The following is a 25,718-nucleotide window of genomic DNA, read 5'->3' as shown; positions in this document are numbered from 1 at the left end:
GCGCCGCTGGATTTTTTCTTTTAATGCCGGTTGCGTTCCGGCTCAGCATCTCCACGAATATTCGTTGAGCCTTGTGTTCCAATCAATGGATCTTCGTCTTCTTTCAAGCGGTTCACGTCGCTTGGCTCGGATTGCTTTGTTTTATCTTCCTCCACTAACACAAGAATGCGTCCTTCTTTGAATTGCTCTTCGTAACTTTTCGCTTCATCTTCCGGCACGCCTAGGCCGATTAAAGCCCCCGCAATTCCGCCAACGCCCGCGCCAGCTACTGCGCCAGTCAGGCCAGCTGCAATTGGACCCGCTGCGACAATTGGTCCAATCCCAGGGATCGCCAGCGCCCCAAGGCCTGCTAACACACCTCCAAGGCCGCCAAGCGCTCCACCAGTAGCCGCGCCAGCTGCCGCGCCTTCACTAGCCTGGGTTCCGGTTTCTTCGGTTACACGCTCCACGTCTTTTTTATCTTTACTAAGAACCGAAATGTCTTCATCTCGGTAGCCTTGCCGCTGAAGATCCTCGATAACTTCCACTGCTTCCATTTCCGTTCCGTATGACCCGACTACTCGTGACATGTCCTTCGTCCTCCCTTGTATGAGTTCGCATACTGGTTTATGTATCTAAGATTGTCTTTCCCTGTCAAAGGGGTGTTAAACCTGTGCTTGCACTTGAAAAGCCGCCTGCATCAGCAAGCGGCTTTTGTGTTTAAACAAAATGAATCATATGATATTTTTTCTTGCCGCGGCGGACAATGGCAAACTCATCGTCCAAGCGGTCTTTTTCATCGACTACGTATTCAAGGTCTCGAATTTTTTCACCATTGATGGAAATGGCACCGTTCGTGATATCTTCGCGCGCTTGTCGTTTTGAAGGGGATACTTTGCTGTCGACAATCAAATCGACGATCGGCTTCGCTTGTTTCGCCATTTCGACAGAAGGAACGTCTTTAAAAGCCGCTTTCATTTCATCCGCGCTCAAGCTTTTCAGATCACCGCTGAACAAAGCTTTCGTAATACGCTGTGCGTCAAGAAGTGCTTCTTCGCCGTGAATGAGCTTGGTCATTTCTTCCGCTAAAACCGTTTGCGCTTTTCTAAGATGCGCTTCCGTCTCTACACTTTCAGCAAGTGCTTCAATTTGTTCCTTTTCAAGGAAAGTGAAAATCTTCAAGTATTTAACAACGTCCGCATCCGCTGTATTAATCCAGAACTGGTAAAACTCATAAGGAGAAGTTTTTTTCGCATCGAGCCAAACAGCACCGCCAGCCGTTTTGCCAAATTTCGTGCCGTCCGCTTTTGTCACAAGCGGGATTGTGATGCCGAACGCTTTCGCTTCTTCTTCGTGTGTTTTGCGAATTACTTCTAGACCGGATGTGATATTGCCCCACTGGTCCGATCCGCCAATCTGTACGCGGCAATTGTATTCATTGTACAAATGGTTAAAGTCAATGGCTTGGATTAAGGTGTAGGAGAACTCCGTAAATGAAATCCCGCCTTCAAGACGCGATGCCACCGAATCTTTTGCCAGCATGTAATTGACAGAAATCAATTTACCGAAATCGCGCAGAAATTCGATGACGCTCATGCCGTCGATCCAGTCGCGGTTGTTAACCATTTTCGCCCCGTTCTCGGTCTGGAAATCAAAGATCTGTTCCATTTGCTTTTTGATGGAATCGACATTGCGATCGATCTGTTCTGTCGTCTGCAATTGACGTTCTTCGTTGCGACCGGATGGATCTCCAATCATACCAGTGGCCCCGCCCACTAACAGGATCGGCCGGTGTCCGTGCAGCTGGAAGCGGCGCAATGTTAACAGCGGGACAATGTGTCCAATGTGCATGCTGTCAGCTGTCGGGTCAACGCCGCAATATAATGAGATTTTTTCCTGGTCCAGTACACTTGCCATTCCTTCTTCATCCGTCTGTTGGTACAGAAGCCCGCGCCAGTTCAAGTCTTCGATTAATGCATTTGTCATATAAATTTCCTCCTTTTTGCTGTTTCACCTTATTGCCGGGGCACAAAAAAGTCCCTGCATGAAATTCATGCAGGGACGCATATGCGCGGTACCACCCAGCTTGGAGGACGGAGCCTCCCACTCGAATGTGCCAGACGGGGCACTTCCGCAAACTCCAGGCCTGTAATTCGTGGCATGCGTTTTGGCCGGTTCGCACCTCCCACCGGCTCTCTGATTTCAAAACTGCATGCCCTACTGCGGACCTTTCTTCGCTTGATTATAAAGATTCTATATTGTAGTGTACTTGAATCCTAAAGATTGTCAATATCTTTCGTTTCAATTATCGGATTATGCTATAATAGAAAAGATTTTTAGGAGGGGGATAATGTGCAAGATAAACTCAGAAGATGGTTATTGAAAGCAGAAGAAACAACCGATAAATGGACGTCCCACAAATGGTTTAAACGATTCAAAATCACCACGGGAGTCATTTGGAATTTGGCAATCATTCTAGCGATTATTTTGGTGGCAGGTGGCGTATTCGCTGCATCGGCAGGAGCTGGCTATTTCGCTTCCCTCGTGGACGAAGAAAAGCTGCGGACCGAGGAAGAAATGCTGTCAGACATTTACAGCTACGAGGAAACTTCTCAATTGTATTTTGCCGACAATACCTACCTTGGCAAATTGCAGACCGACCTTGACCGTGAAGAAACGACATTAGAAGATGTGTCTGATGTTGCTATCGACGCGGTACTAGCTACCGAAGACGAATATTTCTTCGAACATGAAGGCATTGTCCCGAAAGCGATCATGCGCGGATTGTTCCAGGATGTCTCTAATTCTGACAGCCAATCAGGAGGATCCACGTTAACTCAGCAATTGATTAAAAACCAAATTCTGACAAACGAAGTCTCCTACGAACGTAAAGCAAAAGAAATTCTCTTGGCGATGCGCCTCGAAAAGTTCATGACCAAAGAAGAAATCATGGAAGCCTATTTGAACATCATTCCATATGGCCGAAATTCAGCTGGCATGAACATTGCCGGGATCGAGACTGCGGCAAAAGGCATATTCAATGTGCCAGCGAGCGACTTGAACTTGCCGCAAGCGGCATTCATCGCCGGCATCCCGAAAGCGCCATTTAGCTATACGCCTTATGCGGCAGGTGGGGTCCCTAAAAAAGGGGAGGCTTTGGAACCTGGTCTCAACCGTATGAAAACGGTGCTCTACCGCATGCTTGAAACAGGCTATATCACAGAAGCTGAATACCAAGAAGCGCTGGATTACGACATCGTCGCAGACTTTAGAACGGGCGAAACCCGTTCATACGAAGACCATCCTTTCGTGACGACTGAGTTGGAAAAACGTGCAACTCGTATCATTATGGATGTGTTGGCGGAACAAAACGGCGTCGACCCTGAAACACTTGACCAAGACCAAAACTTATACGAAGAATATGCGATTTTAGCTAACCGTGCAGTGCGGTCGAATGGCTACCGTATCCATTCGAGTATCAATAAAGACCTGTACATCGCACAAGATAAAGCACAAAAAGCGTACCAAGGATACGGCACGACCTTGTCCGAGGACTATATTGATGAAAACGGCGAAACCAAAACCCGCCAATTGCCTGTACAAGTCGGCAGTGTCACCTTGGAAAACGACACCGGCCGCATCTTGAGCTTTGTCGGCGGGCGTGATCACGAAATTGAAAAACTGAACCACGCAACACAAGCCTACCGATCGATCGGATCGACGGTTAAGCCTTTACTTGTTTATGGCCCGGCCTTAGAAAATGGCTTGATCGGCGCTGGCAGCCCAGTGGTCGATGTGAAGTTCACGATGAATGACAACGGCGACAGTTATGAACCGACAAACTTCATCCCGACAAGCGAGCAAGGCATCATGCCGGCGCGTGACGCCCTTGCGCAATCGCAAAACCTTCCCGCATTGCGTTTGTTTGCGCAAATGCGTGACGATATGCCGATTCAATATTTGATCGACAATGGCTTCTCGCGCGTAGAGGAAAACGATGGCGTCGTTTCTTCAGCACTCGGCGGCGGTATCGAAGGTTCTGTTGAAGAAGTTGCGAACGCTTATGCCGCACTCGCCAATGGCGGCAAGCATATGGAAACGACCATGATCGATAAAATTGAAGATGCAGATGGCAATGTCATCTATGAACACGAAGCCGAAGCAAAAGACGTTTTCACGCCACAAGCATCGTATGTATTGACCGATATGCTGCGTGATGTTTTCAAAACGGACCGCGGAACGGCCAGCCGTGCGAACGGCATGTTGAAATTCAACGCAGACTTCGCAGGCAAAACAGGAACGACCCAAGAAACACGAGACGTTTGGCTCGTCGGCTATAACCCGAACATCACAATGGGTGTTTGGCTTGGCTACGACAAAGAAAAATACTCTTTGGATAACTTCCGAAACCAAAACTTACAGCCATCCGTCCGCGTCAATCAATTGTGGGCAAACTTAATGAACACAACTTATGATGTGGCACCAGATGCAATTGGTTCTGGTGATACATTTAAAGAACCTGAAGGCGTCGTCTCCCGCTCATTCTGCGGCATCTCCGGATTTGCGCCAAACGATGCTTGTAAAAAAGCCGGCTTGGTCCGTTCCGATTTGTTCATCGCGGATATCATGACGCCAAAAGCTGGCGATGACAGCTTGAGCAGTGGATCGTATACGACCATCAATGGCAAGCGCTATGCTGCCTTATCAAGTACACCAAGTGAATTTATATCTGGTGGTGGCCTCGGCGTGTCTGAGGAATATGTTGACCGCATGCTCGCTCCATTTGGTGGAGATGCAGGGAAATTATTCCCGGGCAGTTCACGATTCAGCAACGTCGTTTCAAGTGCCACATTTGATGCAGACAGTGCAGCCCCTGCCCCGGTTGGAACGTCGATCAACGGGCGCACCATCACGTGGAGCGACTCCGCTTCCAATGATGTCGTCGGTTACCGTGTATTCCGAAACGGCAGTAGAGTTTCTTCTGTGTCAGAATCGAGCAGCAACTCCTATAGTGCGCCTGGCCCTGGAACGTATACAGTTGTCGCAGTGGACATTACAGGCCGTCAATCGGCTGCTTCCAACGGCGTAACGATCGAAGCGCCAAAACCGGAACCAGCTCCTGAGCCGGAACCGGAAAAAGAACAAGCTCCACCTCAAGAAACTGAAAGACCAGAACCAGAAGAAGAACCGGAACCGGAAGAAAAGCCGGCCGAAGAAACTCCTGCTCCAGAAGAACCAGAGGAACCGGAGGAACCTGAAGAAGAACCTGAAGAAGAAGAGGAAGAAGAAGAACCCGAAGAACCAGAGCAACCAGAGCAACCAGAAGAACCTTCAGAACCAGACACTGAAGCTCCTGAAAGTGAAGAAGACGCAGCATAACAAAAGCCCCTCTGCATTTAGCAGAGGGGCTTTTACTAGTCTTCCATTGTGGACAAATCACCAGTTGGCAGATCCAATTCCCACGCTTTCAAGACGCGGCGCATGATTTTGCCGCTTCGTGTTTTCGGAAGCTTGTCTTTAAATTCGATTTCACGCGGTGCTGCGTGTGCAGCCAGTTCTTTTTTAACGAACTGACGGATTTCTTCAATCAATTCATCGGACGGTTCATAGCCTTCTACGAGCGCAACGAAGGCTTTGATGATTTCTCCGCGTACTGGATCTGGTTTTCCGATGACACCTGCCTCGGCTACCGCTGGATGCTCCAGCAGTTTGCTTTCTACTTCAAACGGGCCGACCCGTTCGCCAGAAGTCATGATGACATCATCGACTCTGCCCTGGAACCAGAAATACCCGTCTTCATCCATATAGGCCGAGTCGCCGGACACATACCACTCATCATTCAAGAAATAGGAGTCGTATTTCTGCGGATTGTTCCAGATTTGCCGCATCATGGACGGCCATCCTTTTTTGATCGCCAGATTGCCCATTTGGTTGGCTGGCAATTCCGTGCCTTGATCGTCAACGATCGCTGCTTGAATCCCAGGGATCGGTTTGCCCATTGAACCTGGCTTGATTGCCATCGACGGGTAATTGCAAATGACTTGTCCGCCTGTTTCCGTCATCCACCACGTATCGTGGATGCGTTTATCGAAAACTTGCGCGCCCCATTTGACGACTTCTGGATTTAGCGGTTCCCCAACAGACAAGACGTGGCGCAAAGTTGAAAGATTGTATTCTTTCACTAAAGCGTCTCCTGCTCCCATCAGCATACGGAATGCTGTAGGTGCGCTATACCAGACCGTAACGCCGTAATCTTCAATAGCTTGGTACCAAGCATCAGGAGAAAAGCGTCCGCCTAGAATAACGGTTGTGACACCATTGAGCCATGGAGAGAACACGCCATATGCTGTGCCGGTTACCCATCCGGGGTCAGCTGTGCACCAGTAGATATCCTGCTCTTGAAAATCCAGTACCCATTTACCGGTTTGATACTGTTGCACCATGGCATATTGCGCATGCAAGACACCCTTAGGTTTGCCGGTAGAGCCGGAAGTATAATGAAGCACTAAGCCATCTTCTTTTTCCAGCCACTCTACATCGAATTGATCCGAGCAGGAATCCAGATGCTTCAAGACGTCGACATGGCCATCCGTTTCTTCTGCCCCTTCTTCCCCGACGAGGAAGATCGTTTTCAAATTAGGAAGGCGATCTTTCGGAATGCGCGGAAGCAATTCCGGTGTCGTAATAATCGCTTTGGCATTACTATCTTCAAGACGATCGTAAATGGCCCCTTCCATAAATGCTTCGAATAAAGGTCCGACAATCAAACCCATCTTCAACGCGCCGAACATAAGGAAGTATAATTCAGGAGAACGGGGCATAAAGATAAAGATACGGTCCCCTTTTTCCAAGTCGGAATGTGATTTCAATAGATTTGCTGCACGGTTCGTCATGCGTTTCATTTCATAAAATGTATAGGTTTCATTGCGGTATTGATCTTTATAATAGAGAGCAACTTTGTTTTTACGGTCCGATTCAGCATGGCGATCAATCGCCTCGTGGGCCATATTGATTTTCCCGGTTTTCGACCAGCTGAACTCTTTTTCAACTTCGGACCAGTCAAAATTCGCTGACTGCTCTTCGTAATTATGTAAATGATGCTTTCCTGGTTTTGCTGGTAACGCTTCCACTCTCACATAAATCATCCTTTCCTATTGTTTCTCTATATTCTACATCAAGCTGGAAGGGAAATGCTAATAATTTTAATTCTTTAGAAAATACGGTGTATTTATCCAAGCAACTTTCTTTTCCTTTCCCCCTTCATGTATAATAAAGCTAATTGCAACCACAGGCGGTGAAATGATGGAACATAAGAAGACGTATAATGCGATGGAATTAAAAACGAAACACGGACGTATCATCATCGAAGGGCCAGTCCCTTCTAGAGAGTTAAAAGAGCTCGATTTCCATGAAGACTTGACGGCTTTCCGGCCTCCAGAACAGCAGCACAAAGCCATTACAGATATTGCTGATTTGCCAGAAGGGCGCATCTTGATTGCGCGTGACCAGAATATGATTGTTGGGTATGTCACATACCTCTACCCCGATCCGCTCGAGCGTTGGTCTGAAGGGAAAATGGAAAATTTGATTGAGCTCGGGGCAATCGAAGTCATCCCGAAGTATCGGGGCGCCGGAGTCGGCAAAGCGCTGTTGCAAGTGTCGATGATGGACGATGCTTTCAACGATTTTATCGTCATCACGACAGAATATTATTGGCATTGGGATTTAAAAGGTACTGGACTGAATGTTTGGGAGTACCGTAAAATCATGGAAAAAATGATGCAAGCGGGTGGACTTGAATATTTCGCTACCGACGATCCAGAAATTAGCTCACATCCAGCCAATACGCTAATGGCACGCATCGGTTCGCGTGTCGATACAGACTCGATCCAACAGTTCGACCAGCTGCGTTTCATGAACCGCTATATGTACTGATTACTAAAGGGGTGTTTGTATGCTGATAGAAGAAATCATGAAGAAAGACGTATTCACGCTGCGTTCAGACCAGACCGTCCAAGACGTGCTGGATTTGTTTGAAGAAAAACGAATTCGCCACGCCCCCATCGTTGACGATGGAAAAGTTGTCGGCATCGTCACCGATCGTGATTTAAAAGACGCGATGCCTTCCATGTTTACGGTCTCCCCAAAAGGCGAACCGTATAAAAAGAAAGTATCCGAAATTATGACAAAGGATCCGATGATCGCTCACCCGTTAGACTTCGTAGAGGAGGTTGCTTTATTGTTCTATGAGCAAAAAATCGGCTGCTTGCCGGTCGTCAGCCAAAATGAACTTGTGGGCTTTCTAACAGAGACCGACTTGTTATATACGTATATCGAGTTGACTGGTGCGCATCAACCCGGGTCTCAAATCGAAATTAAAGTGCCCAACCGCTCTGGTGCTCTATACGAAGTGAGCAAAGTGTTTTATGAGCATAAAGTTAATGTATTAAGCGTCCTCGTCTATCCGGACCGGGAAGACAATGCAAATAAGATATTGGCTTTCCGTATCAAAACGATGAACCCCATTTCCATTATTGAAGATTTGCGAAAAGAAGGTTTCGATGTCCTATGGCCGAATCTCTTACAGGAATGAAAAAACACGCAGTCTTCATCTATTCAGAAGATCAATTGGGGTATAAATTTTCTGAAACGCATCCGTTCAACCAAAAACGGCTCATTTTAACGATTGACTTGCTGAGGGAAATGAAAGCCCTTCCAGAGGATTTGATTGTGCCTGCACGGACTGCAACAGATGAAGAATTATTGCTCGCGCACGACCAGCGCTATATCGACATCGTCAAAAAAGCGAGCCGCGGCGAAGTCACACCGGAAGCCGGCGAAGGTTATGGCATCGGGACAGAAGATACGCCGATTTTCGAAAATATGCACGAAGCGAGTGCCCGCTTGGTCGGCGGCACTTTGACTGCGGTTGACCAAGTAATGGAGGGCAAAGCCGAACATGCATTAAACCTTGGTGGCGGTCTTCATCATGGCTTTCGCGGGAAGGCATCGGGTTTTTGCATCTATAATGATAGCTCAGTCGCCATCCATTATTTGAAACAGAAATACGGCGCACGCGTTTTGTACATCGACACGGACGCACATCACGGAGACGGAGTGCAATGGTGTTTTTACGACGACCCCGACGTCTGTACGGTATCTATTCATGAAACTGGCCGCTACCTGTTCCCTGGCACTGGCAATATCAATGAGCGCGGAAGCGGCCAAGGCTATGGCACTTCATTCAACTTCCCGATCGACGCGTTCACGGAGGACGAATCGTTTCTGGACATTTACCGGACCGCTATGCGCGAAATCATCGAGCATTTCAAGCCCGATGTCATTTTAAGCCAGAACGGCGCAGATGCACATTATCTAGATCCCTTGACTCACTTGAGCAGCACAATGGAAATCTACCGCGAAATCCCCAAAATCGCCCATGAACTGGCGCATGAATTCTGCGATGGCAAATGGATAGCGGTCGGTGGCGGCGGGTATGACATCTGGCGGGTCGTACCGCGCGCCTGGTCAATGCTATGGATGGAAATGAACAGTCAGCCTTTGCCGCACGGGAAACTGCCTGAAGCATGGCTCAAGCGTTGGCAAGCAGAATCTCCTGTCCCTTTAATCGAGACCTGGTCAGATCCCGAAAACATGTATAAGCCCATTCCAAGGAAGACAGAAATCACGGAAAAAAATCAGCAAATGCTCGATAAAGCTCTTTACATGATCCGCAATCAATAAATTGCACCTTATTAGTTCGGAATATTCCTCAGCTAAAAAAACGCCCTTGCAACGGGATTGAATTCAATCCTAATGCAAGGGCGTTTTTTATAGTATTAGCCGATTACTCGTTTTTTGTTGACTGCCGTTCTTCCAAACGATAAGGCAGCACGACTTGATTTTCTTCAATTTCTTCGTCATTCATATACTTTGTTAACAAGCGCATCGCGACAGCACCGATATCGTATAGCGGCAGAGCCACAGCAGTTAACATTGGACGCGCCATACGGGCAAGTTTCGAGTTTTCGTAAGTGATGACTTCCACATCTTCAGGAATCTTTTTGCCGAGTGCTTCCACTGCATGGATAACACCGATCGACATTTCGTCATTGCTGACAAAATACGCCGTCGGTTCAACCGTTTCCAATGTACGCACAGCCGCTAAGCCTTCCTCGTATGTGTTATTGCATTCGACGACCAACCGCTCATCATAGCCAAGGCCCGCTTCTTTCAAAGCATCCTGATAGGCTTTCAACTTGTGTTCACGATTAATTTCAGAGGACAAGGGTCCCGAAATATAAGCGATTTTCTTATGGCCGCTGTCGATGAATTTTTGCACCGCTTCATATGCCGCCGCATAATAATCAATGTTTACAGAAGCAATCGTTGCCGTATCATCAAGCGACCCTGCTAAAACGATCGGTGTAGGCGATCGCTCCATTTCCTTGCGCAATTCATCAGAAATCACATCGCTCATGAATACGATGCCATCCACTTGCTTGCCAAGCATTGTTTCAAGTAATTGCAATTCTTTGTTTGGATTTTGATCGGAGTTGGACAAGATGATATTGTAGCGATACATCGTCGCAATATCTTCGATGCCCCGTGCCAGTTCAGAATACGAACTGTTTGAGATATCTGGTAAAATGACGCCGACCGTTGTGGTTTTTTTGCTCGCCAATCCGCGAGCTACGGCATTCGGACGATAGCCGAGTTCTTCAATCACTTTCAGTACTTTTTTTCTTGTGGCCGGTTTTACATTTTGGTTGCCATTCACTACACGGGATACGGTAGCCATGGAAACGTTTGCCTCACGTGCCACATCATAAATCGTAACGGTCATTTTGCGCCCTCCTGTTCCATTCTTTCATTCAATGATACGATAACCGCTTTATGAATATCAACTCTTATTATGTATTGTTGCAGCGCTTACAGGGAAAGTTCATGAAACTGTCCATCTTTCGGACGTTTTCATGCCCTTATCGCTTACTGCTTATGAACAATAAAAAAAGCCGGAACGCGTCCGGCTTTTTCTTATATTTTCAATTCATACTGCTTCATGAATTTCATCAATGAATCGTAGTATTCATCGAATTGCGGCAAACTCATTTGCTGCTGAGCATCAGACAGTGCGACTGCAGGATCCGGGTGGACCTCCGCCATCACGCCGTCAGCTCCGATCGCGATTGCTGCTTTAGCAGCAGGCAATAAAAGATCGCGGCGTCCTGTAGAATGCGTAACATCTACGAATACCGGCAAATGCGTTTCTTGTTTCAAGATTGGCACGGCAGAAATATCAAGCGTGTTGCGTGTCGCTTTTTCATATGTGCGGATGCCACGCTCGCAAAGGATAATCTGGTCGTTTCCGTTCGCGATAATATATTCAGCTGCTTTAATGAACTCATCAACAGTGGCAGACATGCCGCGCTTCAAGAGCACCGGTTTGTTGATCTGTCCAACCGCTTTTAATAGTTCGAAGTTCTGCATATTACGTGCGCCAACTTGAACAACGTCTACGTAATCAAGCGCTTCTTCCAAATGATGAGGTGTGACAATTTCAGAAACAACTCCGAGCTTGTATTGATCTGCTGCTTTTTTGAGCATCTTCAATCCTTCTAAGCCTAGCCCTTGGAAGTCATATGGCGATGTACGTGGCTTGTATGCGCCGCCGCGGATCAATTTCAAGCCTTTATCGCTAATGGCCTGTGCTACTTGGTCGACTTGCTCTTGGGACTCTACTGCACACGGACCAAAGATGAACGATGGTGCGCCTTCGCCGATTTTTTCGCCATTAACAGAAACGATCGTGTCTTCTGCCTTTTTCTTGCGTGAAACGAGAAGTGCTTTGCGGCTATCTTCTTCCTGCATATCAAGTGCAGATTTGAAAATTTCCTTGAAAATATGATCAACGGTCTTTTGATCGAGTGGGCCTTTGTTATTTTCTTTTAATAGATTCAACATGTGGCGCTCGCGCAATGGATCGTATTTCGTTGCACCTTGTTTTTCCTTAATCTTTCCGATCTCTTGGATCACGGAAGCTCTCTCATTGATAAGAGATAGAATTTGCAGGTTCACTGCATCCACTTGTTCTCTAAGCTGTTCTAATTCTGTCTGACTCATTCTCAACTTCCCCTTTCAAGAGTGACGCTATAATAGCTGTCATATTAACACGATATGACCATTATAAGCAAACTATTCAGCAAAGTCACGAAATATGTTTAGCGATTCAACGCGCTAAAGCGTTTTCACTCATAAAATGAAGGCCGGAATGTACACGTGGCGGGACATATAGCTTTTTCACAAAATAATTTTTTGCATAGAAAAAGCGGATGGAATCACTCCATCCGCACTTTCTAATTAAGCAATGAATTCCTTCATCGCTTCGTTTTTAATTTTATTGTGGCTCGCATGCCAATCAACTTGTTCGCTGGCAAAATGGAAAAGTTGAGGAGATTCATGGCGAATTCCCGTAATTTCCTGCATAGCCGTCGAAAGTTCCTTGTCTTCCTGGACGACTAGGTAAAGAAATACTTGCTGGGGGTGCAATGATGCATACTCAGCGTATTCTTTCCAAGCGCCTGCTGAGATTGGGCAAGTGCTGCTGTGCTTGAGCAACCAATAATGCTGCTCGTTGCCTACCGCTTGCTTAAGCTCATCCAAGTTTCTCACATGTACAAAATTTTCCATTTTAACCGCTCCCAAAATTAATTCTTTTTGTTTTGATTGCCTTGTGAATTTGAAGATCCCTTAGCCGCTGAAGAGCTTTTAGCGTTTGATGAAGAAGTCGAATCGGCCGAACCTTGAGAGTTTGCGGCGGCATTCGTCGCTGCAGATGTCTTCGAATCGTTATGGCTCGATTTGTTTTCTTCTTTCACTTCTTCAACCGCTTCTTTCAATGCATTGGCTGTAGATGTAAACGCATCGTTACCGGCTTTGTCACCGCTATCGACTTTGTTTTGTACAGTTTCGAGCAATTCTACACTTTCTTCGCCCTCAGACGAAGCCGTGCCGTCATCCATCGGGGAATTGCTAGCTTTAAGATTTTTTACTTTGTCGACTACTTTCGTCGATTGTTCTTTCAATTGTTGCGTGAAGCCTTGGCCGTCGTTTGAATCGCCTGATTCTCTCGACTGTTGCGCTTTTTCTTTAATGGTATTAGCTTGTGTCTTCAGATCTGCTTGCAGTTCTCTACCGGCTTTAGGAGCGAAAAACAATGCTGCTGCCGCACCTACTAAGCCGCCTACGATCATGCCCGTTAGGAAGCCAGATCCACCAGTTGACTCTTCGTAATCATATAGGTCGTCATAACGGCTTGATGAACCGTATGATTGAGGCACATACTGGCTTTGTTCGTACTGTCCGCCTTGGTCGCTATATTTGCCACCTTGCGTGTAATACTCGCCATTATATTGGGATTCGTTATAGTCAGGTTTTGAATACGTGTTTTTGTTTTTTCCCATTGTCCATTCCTCCATTATGTTTATGATTTCATTGTTTTAATATTGATCGCTGCTGCCTGGCAATTTCTTCTGTCCAGGAACCGGCGCGTATTGTTCAGTGCTGCGTGTTTGATAGGCTTTGCGTTCTTTCCATTTGTCTGCAATGCCCATGGCAACATTGCTCCACTGAACTACTTGGGCAATTTTGTCTTCGTTCTCTTCGACTTGCACGCCAACGCGTGAAGTGATGCTGCGGACCGTAGAGTTCAAGTCCGTCACTGAGTTTCCGACACCTTTGACTGCATCGACGACACCATTCAGTTTCTCTGATTTAACAGAAATGTCTTCTGCCAATTCATTCGTCTTATGCAAAAGGTTTGTTGTCTCCAACGTAACTCCCTGCAATTGGTTCTCCAGCCCTGAAACAGTTCCAGAAACCTCTTTTAATGTATTCTTGAGTGAGTTCAAAGTCATTGCCAGCGCTATACATAGAACTAAAAATCCAACAGCGGCTACAATCGCGGCAATGTAAAGCAAAATTGACCAATCCATTCTGTTTCCTCCTTCGGTTTTGTTAAATTTCGTATACCTGTTTCTACCCTGCCCTATATGGGTTTAAACACGCCTCTAATATTATTCGGCAAAAGCTTTTAAATGCCCTTCCCTATCCGTAATTTTTTTCTTATTTCTTGTCGTATTCAAAGGAAAAGCCTAACCATACGTGATGGTTAGGCTTTTTTAGGCGTTGTTAAAACTTCTTCATACGCTTGCTGAAATTTCGTTACATCTCCAGCTCCCATGAAAAGATATACTGCATTATTATGTTTCGTTAGCTTCTCAACATCTTCTAGTGACAATAGCTGGCTGCTGTCAATTTTCTCTTGAAGGTCCCGAATCGTCAATGTGCCCGCTTCTTCTCTCGCAGAACCAAAAATATCGCATAAATAGACATGGTCTGCTTCTTGCAGACAATCAGCAAACTCCTGAAGGAATGTCTGGGTACGGCTGAAAGTATGCGGTTGGAAAATCGCAATCAGTTCGCGATCCGGATATTTCTGGCTTGCCGATTGCAAAGTCGCGCGAATTTCTGTCGGGTGATGTGCGTAATCGTCAATTAGTACGCGATCATCAATAATAGTTTCCGTAAAGCGGCGTTTAACTCCTTCGTAGCTGAGAAATTGGCCTTGAATAATATCTGCCGGAATGCTTTCATATTGGCACAGTGAAATAACTGCCAAGGCATTCTGAACAGCATGATCCCCGTACATCGGAATAGTGAAAGTATGGAAAAACTCATTGCGGATGACTACGTCAAATGTTGTTCCTTCTGTCGATTTGACGATATTGCGTGCTTGGAAATCATTTTCTTCGCCGAAGCCATAGTAGACAACAGGCACTGGCGCTTGAATTTGCTGAAGGTATTCATCATCTCCACAAGCGATAATGCATTTTTTCACTTGTTGCGCCATTTCTTGGAACGCTTTGAAAACATCATCAACGCTCCCGAAATAATCAGGGTGGTCAAAATCGATATTGGTCATGATGGCATAGTCCGGGTGATACGCCAGGAAATGACGGCGGTATTCACACGCCTCTGCCACGAAGAAATGGGATTCTTCCTGCCCTGAGCCTGTACCGTCTCCAATCAGATATGAGACGGGTTTATAGCCGTTTAGAACATGTGCCATCAATCCGGTCGTCGAAGTTTTACCATGTGCTCCTGTAATGGCAACTGAGACGTATTGCTTCATCAAGTCGCCAAGGAATTGATGATATCTAATGATAGTCGCTCCGCTTTCACGGGCTTTGACCAGCTCTGGATGCTCGTCGTTAAACGCATTCCCCGCAATAATCGTCATCTCTTTCGAAATATTTTCGGGATCGAAAGGCAAAATCGTAATGCCTCTTTCGCGCAGCCGTTCTTCTGTGAAGAAATGTTGCGCGATATCAGAGCCTTGCACCGATTCGCCCATATCGTGCATGATTTGGGCGAGCGCGCTCATGCCCGAGCCTTTAATGCCCGTAAAATGTAATACTGTCATAAATGAACCTCCTGTGGGAGTGGAAAATTAGTCTAGTCAAACCGCCTGTGCGGAATCAATAGCCGAGTGGTTTTTCACAATGCTCCGATTATATCACAAAGTGGGGAGGCACTGAAATAATCAATAATTCCTGTAATTTCAGAGACAGCTAGGTTTAACGGAACACTTCTTCAATATCGCTTTCCGTAATTAGCACCGTTCTTGCTTTACTGCCGTTCTGTTCTGAAATGAAACCATATTCTTCGATCAGGTCCATCAAGCGCGCTGCTCGGTTATAACCAATATGGAATTTCCGCTGCAGCAAGGAAGTCGAGGCGCTTCCTTGTGACATGATGAAACGGCAGGCTTCTTCAAACAAATCATCTTGCTCAGAAGGAGACTGGCTGCGCTGCATTAATTCCTCTTCTTTGAAGATATACTCCGGTTGACCTTGTGCACGGACATGATTGATGACTTTTTCGATTTCATCATCTGTTACAAACGTTCCTTGCAAGCGGCTAGGTGCAGCCATGCCATTTCCTAAGTAAAGCATATCTCCGCGTCCAAGAAGCCGTTCTGCCCCTTGAGTATCCAGGATTGTCCGGCTGTCGACTTGAGACGATACCGAGAAAGCAATACGCGTTGGAATATTGGACTTGATCAATCCAGTAATAACATCCACCGACGGACGCTGGGTAGCGATAACTAAATGGATTCCGCAAGCACGTGCTTTTTGTGCAATGCGGCAAATAGAATCTTCTACATCCGATGGTGACATCATCATCAAGTCAGCCAGTTCGTCTATGACGATCAGGATATATGGTAGATGCTGTGCCGGCTGTCCCTTTTCATGAACCATTTTATTGTAACGATCCAAATCACGGACCCCTGTGTGCGCAAACAGCTGGTAACGGCGTTCCATTTCTTCCACTGCCCACTTCAATGAAGCTGTAGCAGCCTTAACGTCAGTGATGACTGGACTGACCAAGTGTGGAATATGGTTATAAGGAGCCAGTTCGACCATTTTCGGATCAATCAGCAGCATTTTCAAGTCGCGCGGTGATGATTGGTAAAGTAGGCTGACGAGCAGCGAATTGATGCAAACACTTTTGCCTGAGCCTGTAGCTCCTGCGATCAAGCCGTGCGGCATCTTCCGCAAATCAAGCGTCACCGGATTTCCCGCAAGGTCGAGCCCAAGTGCAGCTTCTAGCGGTGAGTCTGAGGCCTTAAAATTGGGGCTTCCGATTACTTCCGATAAGCGTACAGCACGGCTTTGGCGGTTCGGGATCTCGATGCCGATCGAGCTTTTCCCCGGAATCGGTGCTTGTATGCGGATATCCCGCGCAGCGAGCGCCAGCTTTAAGTCATCAGCTAGATTGCGAATTTTGCTCACTTTGATTCCTTGGGCAACACGCAATTCAAAACGGGTGACTGCCGGTCCTTGTACAGTATCGACAATTTCCGCCTTGATCTGAAAATGGGATAAAGCTTCGATTAGGCGCTGGCCCTGTTCTTCCATCCAAGTTTCATCTTTCAAATCGTTTTCAGGCTTCAAAAGATACTCTTGGCCTGGCAATTGATAGCCGGAATGGCTTAGCCCGTCAGGATTTGCCGTTTTAGTTGCCGTTTTCTCTATTAATGCCGTTTTTTTTTCCGCTGCCGTAGCTAGCGGTTGCTTTGGCAACCGTTCTTTATCAGACTTCAGCATTAACACATTAAATGGCACTGTCCGTTCTTTTTTGCCTTTGCTTGGAGATTTCGCCTGCGGCAATACCGTTTTCGGCTCCGGGCTATGTACCAGTTCTTTCTCGCTTGCTTCCAGCTCGGCCATCTCTGTTTCTGTTTCTAATTCTACTTTTGTATCCGTTTCCACTGTTGTTTCTGACAGCGCCTCGGCTTCAGGCAGCCCAGAAGTTACCGACACGTTGCTTTGTTTGACCTCTTGGGTGAAAGTATTATCCGTTTTCTCGACATTGCCGACCGTTAGATTTTCCAATGATTCAGGTTTTGAGTCTGCTGTTTCGTAAACTGTCTCATCTGTTTTTTCCGGCTGGCTTACGGGTTTTTGATTTTTCGGCAATAAGTCCTGTAAGCTGCGGTCTGCCCATTCGTAATGAGGTTCAGGCTTTTTTTCCGTTGCCTGGCTATCTCCCGCTTCTTCGTTTACGTTTGTTTTTTCATCGACAGCTGAAGTTTCTAGCGTATGCTCTTCATGTTCTTTTGGCTTATTGACCGTCGTTTGCGTGCTAGTTTCAGACTTTTTAACTTGCGGTAAGCGGTCATCGCTTTTTTTGTACAGTTCCTGCAAGCTGCGTTGGGACCAGTCATTTTTGCGTTCTAGTTCTGCCCTCTTTTTCGCTTCCTGTTCCAATAATTCATCAATTGGTGTCGGGCGGTCTGTGAAGCCGTGGACAGGCGAAGCTACACGCGTTGGCTGGAAGCGCCGCGTCGTGTTGCCCGGAAGGTCAAGGCCTTGCGGTTCAGCTGTTTTCGGCACATGAGGCCGTTTTTTCTTATTACGTCCTGCGTTGGGTTTTGGCAATTTGCCACTTGGTTCTAAGGCATCCAGTTCATATGTTTTTTCTTCAGCCTCTTTTGGTGTTCCGTCAAAACGTGGCTTTTCTTCCCGACGTTCGGGTTTACGGTTGTCCATAGGCAAGCCTTTTGCTTCATCGTCAGAAATAAGCGGAAACCGGAATGGGGCAGGTTTACTTTCCTGCTTTTCCGGTTCAGCATATGGCGCTTGGTCGTTACGGGCCAATGGCTTTTCTTCAGTTTCCGTCTCTTCTGTGAACATTTTATTCCACATATTTTTCATCCAGCTCATCGTTACACCTTCATTTCAAATGGAGATCCTGTTTGTGCATCTTCCGACAATACCAAAATTCCCTTTTCAGCCGGTGCATCCGGCAAGGCCAATTCTTTCGCTGAGCAAATCATGCCGCTAGAAGCGATGCCGCGCAGTTCCGCATCACGGATGACCATACCTGAAGGCATGACTGCTCCTACTTTGGCAACGACTACTTTTTGGCCAGCCTCGACATTTGGCGCGCCACAAACAATTTGCAAGGTTTCTTCACCAACCGCTACTTGGCACACATTCAATTTGTCAGCATTCGGATGCTTGTCTTTCGACTCAACATAGCCGACCACAAATTTAGGTGTCAAATCGACTTCTAGCGTATGGGAGACACCGTTTTTCTCCAATGCATTTTGAAGTGCAGTCACTACCGACTCAGTCACTTCTACAGGCTGTCCTTCTGGAAGATCCACATAATCGCTTGCTTGGAACAAATTGAACCCGGCAATCTCTTGCTGTTCATTTTTGATCAAAGTCACATCTCCAAATTGTTCCGTATGGATTTTTTCTGGTTTTTCCAACATTAATTGGACGAGCAGCACATCGCCGACGCCTTGTTTATTATAGAATGCATTCATTTTTTATCGTTCTCCTTCTCGGGTCTGTTTTTCGCTAAGATGAATATCGGTTCAAGCGCCTCGTTTTCATAGACGAACGACAAGGACGTAATCGGTACTTTGCCATTCGTGAAGAAATGCATCGCCATTTGGGCTAGCACATCATATCCGGCTTCGTTTCGGATATCCCCGATGATCAAGACGTCTTGATGGGGGACCGATACAGTCATATCCCCTTGGACTTTCTTTTTCATGTCTTTCAGAAATGATTCGTTCAAGATGCGCGTGGCATCATAGCCATCGTTTTCATTCAGGAAGTAGAAGACATTTCCTGCGACGTGGTCTTCTTTGACCGCCGTCTTCAACTTCTTCACTTGGAATTTAGCGATTTCCTGGACTTGTTCGCTTGTCATCCCCAGGGTCTCCAAAACCTTTTCATCGATCAGGCGATACGTCGTCCCGGCATCGAGTGCATAATAAACCCGTGTCTCCGCTGTATGTGGGGATGTCAGGAAACGATGGCCTTCACGGGATTCTTCAGGGAAGGATGTCGAGCGGATGACCGGATAAATATGTTGTTCGCCCGGCAATTCCCCGACTGACTCACGTTCCATCGCATTGAAAGTTTCTGAAATGGTATAGGTGATTTCTTCGATCGCTGCGTCACCTTTCGTTTCAAAACGGTTGATCACTTGCGGCAAGGAAATGGTCATGCCTTTCCCTAGCTTTTTATGTCTAACATTCGCGATATCTTTTTGGCGGTCCAATGTCCAGGTCAACTGGTCATTTGCAACCCGCTCTTTCAGTATAGTAAATAACTCGGCGGATTTCATTCCTATTTTCCTCCTTTTCACAAACAAACGGTTCATCCTGTACACAGGAGAACCGTTTTCCCTTTTATTTCGACAGGTTGGAGATAAACGATTCAATTTCCCCCTGTGTTTTACGGTCACGGCTGACAAAGCGCCCTTGCTCCTCGCCGCCACGGAATCCAAGAAAACTTGGAATTCCATAAATATCTTTTTCGATGCATAGATCGATGAACTCATCCCGGTCGACCGAGATAAACGTATAGTCGGAGAATTTCTTTTCGATTTCAGGCATGATGGGATCGATCACCCGGCAATCCGGGCACCATCCTGCTGTAAACATGAAAATGACGTCTTCTGCGTTCGCCAAGTTCGTGAATTGTTCGGCAGATTTTAATTTTTCCATGTGGTTCACTCCTCTTGAGCGGCTTCGATGGATCGGGTCGTTTTCATCATCCATTCCATTTGGCTTTGAAGCGCTGCTTGCTCTGTAATCGTTGATAGTTTGGCGCCTCCAGAACTGACGACCAATTCGTAGCGGTCTTCTGCAATAGCCCGGACTGTGACGAACCCAAAACGGCCATGCTGGCTGAATTTCTCATCTGTAAGCCAGGTCTCTTCCGGATTCGCTTTTTGCAGATCATAGAAGAACGTGCTGTCTGGTGCTTCGTTTGGATTGAGGGACAACGCAAACGCTTGGCTGCCGCGGGTGATCAATACATTGTGATCATCTGAAGGCTGTTCCACTTCATAGCCACCAGGTACATACAACTCCGTGTCGCCGGCTGCCTCATTCGGCTCCGGCGCCTCCTGTTCAAATACCGCTCTGACAGTTGATACGCCTTCTGCCAGGTCGTCCTCTGGGCTGACGCAGCCAGCGAGGATCAAAACTGATGAACACAATATTGTTTGCAAACCCAATCGACGCACAGCGTTTCCCCCTCATTTTCTCCATTTGCTTCCCATTACCAAAATCGTTCCGGGAAATAGGCATACTTGTTTAAGCATTTCTTTTCTAGCTATATTTTAAAGATGTTTAGTAGCACATGCAACTTAATCGCTGTTTGCTTGCCACTGCCCAAACAATAAGACAACGATTTGAGAAAATAACTCGACCCTGTTGAGCTTGCCAGCCGTCAGAATGCCAATGGCGCCTTTGTGATGGCGAATGCCGGTTTCTTGCGCGTAGCGATCCATCACGGGACCTAGCTCTTCCCCAGCACGCAACGGCTTTTCAATTTCCACAGGCAAAGGCACTTGCGCACCCCCCGCTATATATACCGTACCATCTGACGTGACGAGTGCTCCCCAATTGCATAAATACAATTGCCCATCAAGTTCAAAAACTCCACCTTCCAACCCGATGGCTGCGTCAAAATCTGCAAGAACTTGATGCGCTCGGTTGATTGCACCAGTTCTTGTTTCTTCAATCGAAAAAGGTTGTGCCGAAACGCCTGATTCTGCTGCTTGTTCGATAAGCTCGGCTTGAATGCCTAATTGCTCAAGAGCTGATGAGACAGCCCCGGTTTTCGCCGGATTGGTCGAGGCGACGCCTATTTTCATGTTTTTCTCTCCTTTTCATCGTGTTGAATGTTTATTTGTAGCCAGATAAAAAGCGGCCCGGGGGCCGCTTTTTATTCAGGTTATCGAGAAAGTTAAAAGTCGTATTTTCCGAAGTTTATCGCTCGCTTTCCACGGGCTCGCGCCCAAGCCTCCTCAGCCGCTTCGCGTCTTGCGGGGTCTCGGTCGTCTCGCTGATCCACTGGAAAGATAAGGTCGACCTACGGGAGACATTATCTTTGCGAAAGTAATGCGCAGCATTATTAAGCAGAAGGGTTTACGAGCGAACACTTCTCCAAATACTTAGAGAGGTTATTGAATGTTGGATATAGAAAAAGGTTCTCTCTTTCATAATTGATAGCGAACTATGGACTTCTTCAACACTCTGGATAAAAAGCGGCCCGGGGGCCGCTTTTTATTAGACGTTTTGTTTGATCGTGTCCATTGTTGATTGGTCCGTTGCTTTGACCAGTTTGACGAGCAGCTCTTTCGCTGCTGCATAATCGTCGGTGTGGATGACCGACGCCGAGGTATGGATATAGCGAGAGCAAATGCCGATAACAGAACTCGGGATCCCTTCGTTAGCGATGTGGACCTTCCCTGCATCTGTACCGCCTTGAGAGACAAAGTACTGGTATGGGATGTTGTGCGTTTCGGCTGTATCCAAAATGAATTCACGCATGCCGCGATGCGTAACCATTGTGCGGTCAAGAATTCGCAAAAGCGCACCTTGGCCGAGCTGGCCGAATTCATTCTTATCGCCTGTCGCATCGTTTGCCGGACTTGCGTCTAACGCAAAGAAAATGTCTGGCTGGATTAGGTTCGCTGCTGTTTGTGCACCGCGCAGCCCGACTTCTTCCATAACCGTTGCACCGGAGAACAATTGGTTGGGCAAGGATTCTCCTTGCAGTTCTTTCAATAATTCAATCGATAATCCACAGCCGTAGCGGTTATCCCAGGATTTTGCCATGATTTTCTTGTCATTGGCCATCGGAGTGAACGGACTGAACGGGATGATTTGCTGTCCAGGGCGGATCCCCATCGACAGTGCATCTTCTTTATCGTCTGCACCAATATCAATCAGCATATTTTTAATATCCATCGGCTTTTGGCGAGTCGCCTCATCTAACAAATGTGGCGGGATCGACCCGACGACGCCTGGAATGGTTCGGTCGCTTGTAATGACATCCACGCGCATGGCCAACATGACTTGATTCCACCAACCACCTAGTGGCTGGAAGCGCAGCATGCCGTTATCGGTGATTTGCGTTACCATGAAGCCAACTTCGTCCATATGCCCGGCTACCATGACACGAGGGCTGTCTTGTGGACCTTTCTTGACGCCAAATACGCTGCCGAGATTATCCTGTATAAGTTCATCCGAATATTTTTCAAGCTCGCTGCGCATGAATTTGCGCACGGCGTGTTCATTGCCTGGCGCTCCCGGAAGTTCCGTTAAAGTTTTAAACATTGCTCGTGTATCCTGGTTCATTTTGTTTCCCCCTTGATCGAATGAGTAACTGTATCCTTAATCAGTTTAGAGGTTTTTCACACTGAATGCCAGTTCAGGTAGTTCGATTAACGAAATATTTGGAGTCCTTATCGTTCTTCACGTGCATTTTTCTTCTTTATGGTACAATTTAGCCAGAATGCAAAGGAGGGGTTTTCATGAAAAATCGTGATTTGCTCATTGGATTTGCTGCCGGCGCTGCCGCAGCTTATATCGCAAAGGAAGTTTACGAAAACAAACAAACGCTTTATCCAGCTGATGATGTGTTGAAAAAAGTTAAACAGTCTTTTAAAGAGGAAGGCCCGATCGATGGTTCATGGATCTTTATGAAAACTGAGCCTTACAACCAACATGCGGTCAAGACTGAGGTCTACAAAGGCGGCATCACACGCCACCGGGACGATGAACTTGAGCAATATGAGTTTTTGGCCGACGCTTATACAGGCGCTGTCCTCGAAGTCACCAAATCATAAAAAATGCCCTGCGATATAACCGCAGGGCATTTTTTTATTCAAATACCTTTTCTTTACGTTCCAAAGCATCAACGACTTCTTTCCCGTCCTCAGTCCATTTGATCAGGCGGTAAAAGGCATCGTGATAGAAACTGAAGTAGAAATTGCCCGGCAAGGCTTCTTTCATCAGCTTGTCTTTTGCATAGATGGAGTCCATCGGATAATCGTCAAACGCCAATACCCAAAGCGGGTTTTGGTGCGCATGGGTCGGCATAATGTCACCCATGTGGAGAATCGTTTCTCCGTTTTGCTCAAATTTAATGACGCTATGGCCGTTTGAATGCCCACCCGTATGGATCATAGTGATCGCATCGAAAATGGTCATTTCGTCAGTAAAGGTTTCGACCTGGCCGATAATCGGCTCCCAGTTTTCTTTCCAATACGTATTGCGTGAGCGGATATTCGGGTTTTGCATTTCTTCCCATTCCACTGCCGATACATAAATTTTTGCATTCGGGAACGCCGACACATACGCTTCGCCTTGTTTCTTCGTCAAGCCAGCCGCATGATCGCCGTGAAGATGTGTCATTAAGACAGTGTCAATATCGCCTGCAGACAAGCCTAGTTCTTCTAGCTCTTCTTCTACACGCGATTCCGAGGAAACGCCCAAATTGCGCTTTTGGCGCTCGCTCAATTTGCCGTTGCCAAGGCCGCTGTCTACGAGAATATTACGTCCCTCAAATTGCACCAAAATCGGATGCGTTGGCAATTCGATTTGATTGTGCCCGTTTACAGGATAGCGTTTTGACCATACTACTTTCGGAACGACACCGAACATCGTGCCCCCGTCGAGCCACGTCGTTCCCCCATCAAGCCAAGTTAACTCCATATCGTGAAATTGAAATTTCTGCATACAAACTCCCCCTTATGAGTTGATGTTACGCTTGGAATTTCGCCTCCAGCCGGTAAATCGGCTGCCCTTTTTTCAAAAACTTCTCTTCATATTCTGTCATGATATTCCATTCTGGTTCGTTGGCATGAAGATCTAACGATACATCCTTCAATAACATACCATATTCGGAAATACTTGTGAGTGAATATTCAAAAAGCCCTCGATTATCAGTCTTAAAATGAATTTCGCCACCTTCTGGCAAAACGCGTTCATACAGTTTCAGGAAACTCTCGTGCGTCAAACGGCGTTTCGCGTGACGGGTTTTTGGCCAAGGATCCGAAAAGTTCAAGTAAACGCGACCGATTTCGCTCGCTTCAAAAAAAGTTTCAAGCTCTTGCGCATTCACTTGCAAGAGGCGCAAGTTTGGGATGCCGTCTTCTGGCTCGAGCGCCCCTTGAAGAGCTGTCACAATAACGCTTTCGAACAACTCAATACCAATATAATTGATATCCGGATTGGCTTGTGCCATTCCCGTAATGAAACGGCCTTTTCCGCTTCCGGCTTCGATATGGATCGGATGGTCATTGCCGAACTCCTCGTGCCACTTGCCTTTCAGTGTTTCCGGATTCGGAATGACGATTTCCGGATGGGCCTCGATCAATTCTGCAGCCCATGGTTTGTATCTTGCTCTCATGTATAGACATCCTCTTTCTGGTTATAATTTTGCTTGTTGCCAATGTTTGGCGGATACGCGAAACTCAAGTTCTTCTTTTACAGACGCCATTGCTGCCTCATCGCCGTCCACATGACGCGGCACTGAGCGGTCCACGACGAGTACAAAACGCTCTTCGCTGAACTGCACGACTTCCGAGAATTTCGTATGGCTTCCGCTAAATACCGTACCAAAAACAGCCAGCAGTTTCAATCTCGGCAAGCCGTGGACGACCGTCAATTCAAGCAGGCCATCATGGACAGACGAGCAAGGCGATATTTTCATCCCTCCACCGAAATACGGTTGATTGCTGACGGTGGCGAGCCACACATCATCAAAATGGTGAACCGCTTCATTTGCTTCGACCGTCAGTTGAAATTTCTCGAATGTAAACAAGGTCTTTATGACAAAAATCAAATAGGCCAGTTTGCCAAGCCCGACTTTATTCAGCCATCGTTTCATGCGTGAATGATTGACCGCTTGTGCAACAGCCGCATCAAAGCCGATTCCTGAACTGCTAGCAAATAGCTGCTCCGTTGTGCCCGTCACTTGGCCGATGTCGGTCGCTAATTCAGCTGGGCTGTCTATGTATCGCTGGATTTCCTGTGTATCGGAGAAGCAGCTGAACGTCCTGGCGAAATCATTGCCCGATCCTGCAGGCACCGAAGCGATAATTAAATGCCCTGCACCGGCTGCCGCCGCGGCAATTTCTCGCATCGTGCCTTCTCCACCAAAACCTATCACTAGGCTTTTGTCCGGCTGTGTTGTCAACTGGCTGACCAATTGAAAGGCATGCCCGGAGGATCGTGTGATGAATGCTTCATGTGGAAAATCGATCGTTTTGGCAAACTTGTGCCATTTCATGAGTGCCGCGCCATTTCCAGCTTGCGGGTTAATAACAAAGATAATTTTCATATAAATTTG

At 46.9% G+C, this 25,718-nt stretch carries 24 protein-coding genes; 5 read left to right on the top strand and 19 right to left on the bottom strand.

The features are described from left to right. Nucleotides 1-20 precede the first annotated feature (20 nt). Together BBI11_RS06395 and tyrS are read right to left on the bottom strand one after the other, a co-directional pair. Complete coding sequence (locus tag BBI11_RS06395) at nt 21-569, bottom strand: general stress protein (protein ID WP_068461606.1); 549 nt, start codon at nt 567-569, stop codon at nt 21-23. Between the two features lie 130 nt (nt 570-699). Then, a complete protein-coding gene (tyrS, locus tag BBI11_RS06390) occupies nt 700-1,965 on the bottom strand; it encodes a tyrosine--tRNA ligase (RefSeq protein WP_068461604.1) in 1,266 nt (421 codons plus the stop codon). 366 nt (nt 1,966-2,331) lie between these two features. Here tyrS and BBI11_RS06385 point away from each other — a divergent pair, with 366 nt between their 5' ends. Next, the gene (locus BBI11_RS06385) at nt 2,332-5,358 is read left to right on the top strand and encodes a transglycosylase domain-containing protein (RefSeq protein WP_068461602.1); all 3,027 of its coding nucleotides are present in this window, start codon (nt 2,332-2,334) and stop codon (nt 5,356-5,358) included. A gap of 35 nt (nt 5,359-5,393) precedes the next feature. On the opposite strand, the gene acsA is transcribed toward BBI11_RS06385, so the two are convergent. Next, on the bottom strand, nt 5,394-7,115 hold the full coding sequence (gene acsA / locus BBI11_RS06380) for an acetate--CoA ligase (protein WP_068465638.1): 1,722 nt from the start codon (nt 7,113-7,115) through the stop codon (nt 5,394-5,396). A gap of 166 nt (nt 7,116-7,281) precedes the next feature. Between acsA and BBI11_RS06375 the strand changes: the two genes are divergently transcribed. The 3 genes from BBI11_RS06375 to BBI11_RS06365 are packed head-to-tail and all read left to right on the top strand — an operon-like array spanning nt 7,282 to nt 9,723. Then, nucleotides 7,282-7,914 (top strand): GNAT family N-acetyltransferase, encoded by a 633-nt coding sequence (locus BBI11_RS06375; protein WP_068461600.1) that lies wholly within the window; start codon nt 7,282-7,284, stop codon nt 7,912-7,914. Between the two features lie 19 nt (nt 7,915-7,933). Next, the gene (locus BBI11_RS06370) at nt 7,934-8,572 is read left to right on the top strand and encodes an acetoin utilization AcuB family protein (RefSeq protein WP_068461598.1); all 639 of its coding nucleotides are present in this window, start codon (nt 7,934-7,936) and stop codon (nt 8,570-8,572) included. After that, nucleotides 8,548-9,723, top strand: coding sequence for an acetoin utilization protein AcuC (locus BBI11_RS06365; RefSeq protein WP_418312512.1), 1,176 nt, complete (start codon nt 8,548-8,550; stop codon nt 9,721-9,723). Before BBI11_RS06370 ends, BBI11_RS06365 begins: the two co-directional genes overlap by 25 nt. A gap of 103 nt (nt 9,724-9,826) precedes the next feature. Here BBI11_RS06365 and ccpA read toward each other — a convergent pair whose 3' ends face one another. The 13 genes from ccpA to BBI11_RS06300 form a co-directional block, all read right to left on the bottom strand. Then, a complete protein-coding gene (gene ccpA, locus BBI11_RS06360) occupies nt 9,827-10,825 on the bottom strand; it encodes a catabolite control protein A (RefSeq protein ID WP_068461596.1) in 999 nt (332 codons plus the stop codon). A gap of 191 nt (nt 10,826-11,016) precedes the next feature. Next, entirely contained in the window at nt 11,017-12,102 is a 1,086-nt protein-coding gene (locus BBI11_RS06355; protein WP_068461594.1) for a bifunctional 3-deoxy-7-phosphoheptulonate synthase/chorismate mutase, read from the bottom strand. Between the two features lie 237 nt (nt 12,103-12,339). Next, a complete protein-coding gene (ytxJ, locus tag BBI11_RS06350) occupies nt 12,340-12,669 on the bottom strand; it encodes a bacillithiol system redox-active protein YtxJ (protein WP_068461591.1) in 330 nt (109 codons plus the stop codon). 17 nt (nt 12,670-12,686) lie between these two features. Beyond that, nucleotides 12,687-13,442 (bottom strand): YtxH domain-containing protein, encoded by a 756-nt coding sequence (locus tag BBI11_RS06345; RefSeq protein ID WP_068461590.1) that lies wholly within the window; start codon nt 13,440-13,442, stop codon nt 12,687-12,689. 36 nt (nt 13,443-13,478) lie between these two features. Then, entirely contained in the window at nt 13,479-13,973 is a 495-nt protein-coding gene (locus BBI11_RS06340) for a DUF948 domain-containing protein (protein ID WP_068461587.1), read from the bottom strand. 176 nt (nt 13,974-14,149) lie between these two features. Next, complete coding sequence (gene murC / locus BBI11_RS06335; protein WP_068461585.1) at nt 14,150-15,463, bottom strand: UDP-N-acetylmuramate--L-alanine ligase; 1,314 nt, start codon at nt 15,461-15,463, stop codon at nt 14,150-14,152. Nucleotides 15,464-15,617: 154 nt separating this feature from the next. Next, a complete protein-coding gene (locus tag BBI11_RS06330) occupies nt 15,618-18,269 on the bottom strand; it encodes a DNA translocase FtsK (RefSeq protein ID WP_068461583.1) in 2,652 nt (883 codons plus the stop codon). A gap of 2 nt (nt 18,270-18,271) precedes the next feature. Beyond that, nucleotides 18,272-18,880 carry a YtpR family tRNA-binding protein gene (ytpR, locus tag BBI11_RS06325; RefSeq protein ID WP_068461581.1) on the bottom strand — a complete coding sequence of 203 codons (609 nt, stop codon included), beginning with the start codon at nt 18,878-18,880 and terminating at the stop codon, nt 18,272-18,274. Next, a complete protein-coding gene (locus BBI11_RS06320) occupies nt 18,877-19,692 on the bottom strand; it encodes a DUF1444 family protein (protein ID WP_068461579.1) in 816 nt (271 codons plus the stop codon). The genes ytpR and BBI11_RS06320 overlap by 4 nt, the downstream gene beginning before the upstream one ends. A 64-nt stretch (nt 19,693-19,756) precedes the next feature. After that, entirely contained in the window at nt 19,757-20,074 is a 318-nt protein-coding gene (locus BBI11_RS06315; RefSeq protein WP_068461576.1) for a thioredoxin family protein, read from the bottom strand. Between the two features lie 5 nt (nt 20,075-20,079). Further along, nucleotides 20,080-20,598, bottom strand: coding sequence for a hypothetical protein (locus tag BBI11_RS06310; RefSeq protein ID WP_068461574.1), 519 nt, complete (start codon nt 20,596-20,598; stop codon nt 20,080-20,082). A gap of 123 nt (nt 20,599-20,721) precedes the next feature. Continuing rightward, the gene (locus BBI11_RS06305) at nt 20,722-21,231 is read right to left on the bottom strand and encodes a DUF84 family protein (RefSeq protein ID WP_068461571.1); all 510 of its coding nucleotides are present in this window, start codon (nt 21,229-21,231) and stop codon (nt 20,722-20,724) included. Nucleotides 21,232-21,646: 415 nt separating this feature from the next. Then, nucleotides 21,647-22,720 (bottom strand): M42 family metallopeptidase, encoded by a 1,074-nt coding sequence (locus BBI11_RS06300; RefSeq protein ID WP_068461570.1) that lies wholly within the window; start codon nt 22,718-22,720, stop codon nt 21,647-21,649. Between the two features lie 176 nt (nt 22,721-22,896). Between BBI11_RS06300 and BBI11_RS06295 the strand changes: the two genes are divergently transcribed. Continuing rightward, nucleotides 22,897-23,211: a PepSY domain-containing protein gene (locus tag BBI11_RS06295; protein WP_058381133.1), complete on the top strand. Its 315-nt coding sequence runs from the start codon at nt 22,897-22,899 to the stop codon at nt 23,209-23,211. Between the two features lie 34 nt (nt 23,212-23,245). Here the strand turns inward: BBI11_RS06295 and BBI11_RS06290 are convergent, their stop codons facing one another. The 3 genes from BBI11_RS06290 to BBI11_RS06280 are packed head-to-tail and all read right to left on the bottom strand — an operon-like array spanning nt 23,246 to nt 25,709. Further along, nucleotides 23,246-24,103, bottom strand: coding sequence for a YtnP family quorum-quenching lactonase (locus BBI11_RS06290; protein WP_068461568.1), 858 nt, complete (start codon nt 24,101-24,103; stop codon nt 23,246-23,248). 25 nt (nt 24,104-24,128) lie between these two features. Beyond that, complete coding sequence (trmB, locus tag BBI11_RS06285; protein WP_068461566.1) at nt 24,129-24,776, bottom strand: tRNA (guanosine(46)-N7)-methyltransferase TrmB; 648 nt, start codon at nt 24,774-24,776, stop codon at nt 24,129-24,131. 21 nt (nt 24,777-24,797) lie between these two features. Next, nucleotides 24,798-25,709, bottom strand: coding sequence for a diacylglycerol/lipid kinase family protein (locus BBI11_RS06280; protein ID WP_068465634.1), 912 nt, complete (start codon nt 25,707-25,709; stop codon nt 24,798-24,800). Nucleotides 25,710-25,718: the final 9 nt, after the last annotated feature.

The organism is Planococcus maritimus (assembly GCF_001687625.2).
Taxonomy (GTDB): domain Bacteria; phylum Bacillota; class Bacilli; order Bacillales_A; family Planococcaceae; genus Planococcus; species Planococcus maritimus.
This window is presented reverse-complemented; position numbering and strand designations above follow the sequence as displayed.